Genomic DNA, 3,292 nt, shown 5'->3' with positions numbered 1-3,292 from the left:
CACACCGAGACCGGTGTCGGGAACGGTCCTGTCCGGCTCCCGGGCCTGGAGTCGGCGGCAACCCTGAACGTCCGCGGCTCGGACTGGCCGTTGCTGACCCTGCGCGCGCCCGGCACGCCCCGGCGCGGCAAGCCTTCGGTGGTCACCGGCACCGCGCGGCTTGCGAAGTCACACCGGGCGGCGACAGGGCTCCGGCTCTCCCTCGGCGGGGAGGGATGCGGCCTTGCGGCGTCCGCGCCGGGCCGCCCCCTCGGCACCGCGGTGGTCGGCAGGGACGGGACCTGGCGGCTGAGCACCTCGACGGTGAACTCGGTCTGGTGCGCCCGCTACGGCGAGCTGACCACGGGCCGGGAGCAGACCGCGAGCTGGGTCGCGCAGGTCGCCGGGGTGACCGCGCTCAGAGGCCTGACCGGCCACGTGACGGCCGCACCGGCGTCCAGGACGACCGCCAAGGACACGAACGTGCGCGTCCGGGGCCGGGTGTGGCCGGCACTCGGGGGCGGTGACGTGCGGCTGCAGCGTCAGGTCGGACGCAGCTGGCGCGAGGTCGGGCAGGCCGTCGCGGGCTCGACCGGGACGTACACGCTCATCGCCACACCGCCGAACCGCGGTGCCAACGCCTACCGAGTGCAGCTGCGCGGAGCCGCGGCCTATCGTGGCGCGACCAGCAGCACCTTCATCATCACCGCGCGCTGAACAGAGCCTGCGGCCTCAATTCATCCGGACATGCCGCGGCCGAGGGCGACGGCTCTGCAGCACGCAGCAACGACCTCGGCTCGGGCCGAGCCGACTCCGGCGGCGTCGCGCTCGACAGCGGGCTCTATCGCGCGCCGGCGGGGTAGTCGCGCAGGAACTCCGCGCTGGTGGTGGGCTTGCGGCCCAGCAGTCTCTCGAGGTCGCCGGGCTGGTCGTCCCATTCGCCGCCGTTGATGGCGTGGATCCAGCTCAGCAGGAACTCTGCGACGGGTCGCGGCAGGCCGCCGGCGACCCTGTGCTCGAGGTACTCCTCGTCCGACAACGGCACGTAGGGCACCGTGGTGCCACGAATTTGCGACAGGATCTCGGCGATATCGGCGAACGAGACCGCCGGGCTTCCGTGCAGGGCGTAGGTCTTGCCTTCGTGAGCGGAGTCGGTCAGGACCACGGCCTGGGCCTCGGCAAGATCCTCACGTGATGCCGCAGCGACCTTGCCGTCTCCGGCCGGGACGCGGACGCCGGACTCGAACGCGTCGTCCCCGAGATAGCCCCGGAAGTTCTCGAGGTACGGCGGGTGGCCGAGGACCGTGGACCGAAGGCCGGATGCCTCCAACGTCTTCAAGGTGAAGGTGTCTGGCTCGGTGACCTGCGGCAGCTCGAACTCCGAGCCCGCCTTGCGGATGATCGGCGTGTAGACGAGGTGCTCGACCCCGGCCTGCTCCGCTGCGGCGATCACGGTGGCGTGCTGCGCGCTGCGGTCGGTGAAGGCATGGGTGGGGACCAGCAGCATCTTCTCGATGCCCGCGAAGGCGCGCAGCAGCGAGTCGTGGTCGACGTAGTCGCCGGCTCGGATCTCGATGCCTTGCGCGGCGAGGTCTGCGGCCTTCCCCGGGTCGCGCGCCAGGCCCACGAGCTCGCTGGCGGGCCGCCGGTCGAGGAGGTGCTGGAGCGTCAGGCGGCCGAGGCCGCCGCTCGCGCCGGTGACGAGGATCTTGCTCACGATGGTGCCCTTCGTCGGCTGAGGTCGTTGGAGTTGGGATGCGTTCCGGCGGGCCGCCAGGGTCGCGGCGGCCCCCCACGGTCTTGGATGATGACCGTCATCTGAAGTAGGATGACGACCATCATCTTGGAAGTCAAGGCGAACCGAGGAAGGCTCCCCATGCCGCGTATCTCCGACCAGGACATGGCCCAGACGCGCCAGCGCATCGTCGACGCGGCCAGCCCTCGTTTCCGGGCCGACGGGATCGACGGGATCGGGATCGCCGCGCTCATGAAGAGCGCAGGCATGACCCACGGCGGCTTCTACAACCACTTCGCCTCCAAGGACGCACTCGCGGTCGCCGTGTGCGAGGACGCCTTCGCGGCCTCGCTCGCGACGCTCGCGCGGACCGTCGACGAGACGGATCCCGACCGGCCCTCACTGGCGGAGACCTTGACCGGCTACCTCTCGCCGGAGCACCGCGACAGGCCCGACGGCGGGTGCCCTTCGGCAGCGCTCGTTAGCGACGCCGGGCGCCACGGTCCCGCGATCCAGGCCGCCTACGCCAGGGGTGTACGGGGCTACATCGAGGGGTTCGACGCCGCCCAGCAGCTCGAGGCGAGCGGGCGCGGCGAGGCGCTCGATCCCGAGGAGGCCCGGCGTCGGTCGATCGCGCTGCTGAGCGAGATCGTCGGGGCGATGGTCCTCTCCCGCGCGATCCGACTCGTGGACCCCGACCTCTCCGACGAGATCCTCGCCGTCAACCGGCGGCGGCTCGAGCAGGAGTGCTGACCGGCGGCGACCGTCCGCATGCCGGACAGTACGGCCGAAAGCCGGAATGTGTCAGCAACGGTGCAGAAACACAGGGCTCCTACGTTCGTGCGCACCAGCGACATGCGCACTGGAGGACTCCTTGATTCACGCAGTTTCCCGGCGACGGGCAGGAGCGGTCGGCTTCGCCGCGAGCGCGCTCCTGGCCTCCGGCCTCGTGGCGGCCACGGCCCCCACCGCCGCGGCGGCCCCGACCGGCACGGCCGCCGTCGCCCCGGCGGCCGCCGACCCCACGACGTTCACGATCACCGAGACGCTGGACGCCCTCGAGGCCGGCACCTACACCTCGGTCCAGCTCGTGCAGGCGTTCCTGGCCCGCATCGAGGCCTACGAGCCGTACTACAACGCGTTCACGCAGATGAACCCGGAGGCGCTCGCCGACGCCGCCGCCTCGGACGAGCGACGCAAGAGCGCGGCGACGCCCGCCCGTCCGCTCGAGGGCGTGCCGATCGTCATCAAGGACTCGCTCGACGTCAAGAAGATGCCGACGACGTCCGGCTGGCCGCTCACGTCGCCGATCACCGGCGGCATCGCCCTCGTCCCGGAGACCGACGCCCCGCTGGTCAAGCGGCTGCGTGACGCCGGTGCCGTCTTCATCGGCAAGACCAACCTGCCCATCCTGGCGGGCAGCGGCAGCAACGCCAACAACAGTGCGTACGGCCCGACCTACAACGTCCTCAACCAGGCGTGGGCGCCGGGCGGGTCCTCGAGCGGCTCCGCGACCTCGGTGGCGGGCGACTTCGCCGTCGCCGGCATCGCCGAGGAGACGGGCGGCTCGATCCAGAA

At 71.6% G+C, this 3,292-nt stretch carries 4 protein-coding genes; 3 read left to right on the top strand and 1 reads right to left on the bottom strand.

The genetic code is table 11. The features are described 5' to 3' along the window. Nucleotides 1–696 (top strand): hypothetical protein (locus tag G9H71_RS24205; protein WP_231135275.1); only part of this gene is annotated, 696 nt, incomplete at its 5' end. A gap of 124 nt (nt 697–820) precedes the next feature. Here the strand turns inward: G9H71_RS24205 and G9H71_RS21740 are convergent. Next, nucleotides 821–1,696: an SDR family oxidoreductase gene (locus tag G9H71_RS21740; RefSeq protein ID WP_166284857.1), complete on the bottom strand. Its 876-nt coding sequence runs from the start codon at nt 1,694–1,696 to the stop codon at nt 821–823. Between the two features lie 159 nt (nt 1,697–1,855). Here G9H71_RS21740 and G9H71_RS21735 point away from each other — a divergent pair, with 159 nt between their 5' ends. Together G9H71_RS21735 and G9H71_RS21730 are read left to right on the top strand one after the other, a co-directional pair. Beyond that, entirely contained in the window at nt 1,856–2,467 is a 612-nt protein-coding gene (locus G9H71_RS21735; protein WP_166284856.1) for a TetR/AcrR family transcriptional regulator, read from the top strand. 121 nt (nt 2,468–2,588) lie between these two features. Further along, on the top strand, nt 2,589–3,292 hold a 704-nt coding region (locus G9H71_RS21730), incomplete at its 3' end, for an amidase family protein (protein WP_166284855.1).

This window comes from Motilibacter deserti, from assembly GCF_011250635.1.
GTDB classification, from domain to species: domain Bacteria; phylum Actinomycetota; class Actinomycetes; order Motilibacterales; family Motilibacteraceae; genus Motilibacter_A; species Motilibacter_A deserti.
Note: the sequence above shows the minus strand (reverse complement) of the source record. Positions and strands in the feature narration are given on the sequence as shown.

Bases quoted from the DNA above. Each gene is read 5' to 3' on its own strand.
- G9H71_RS21735 (WP_166284856.1), top strand. From the start codon at position 1,856: ATGCCGCGTATCTCCGACCAGGACATGGCCCAGACGCGCCAGCGCATC.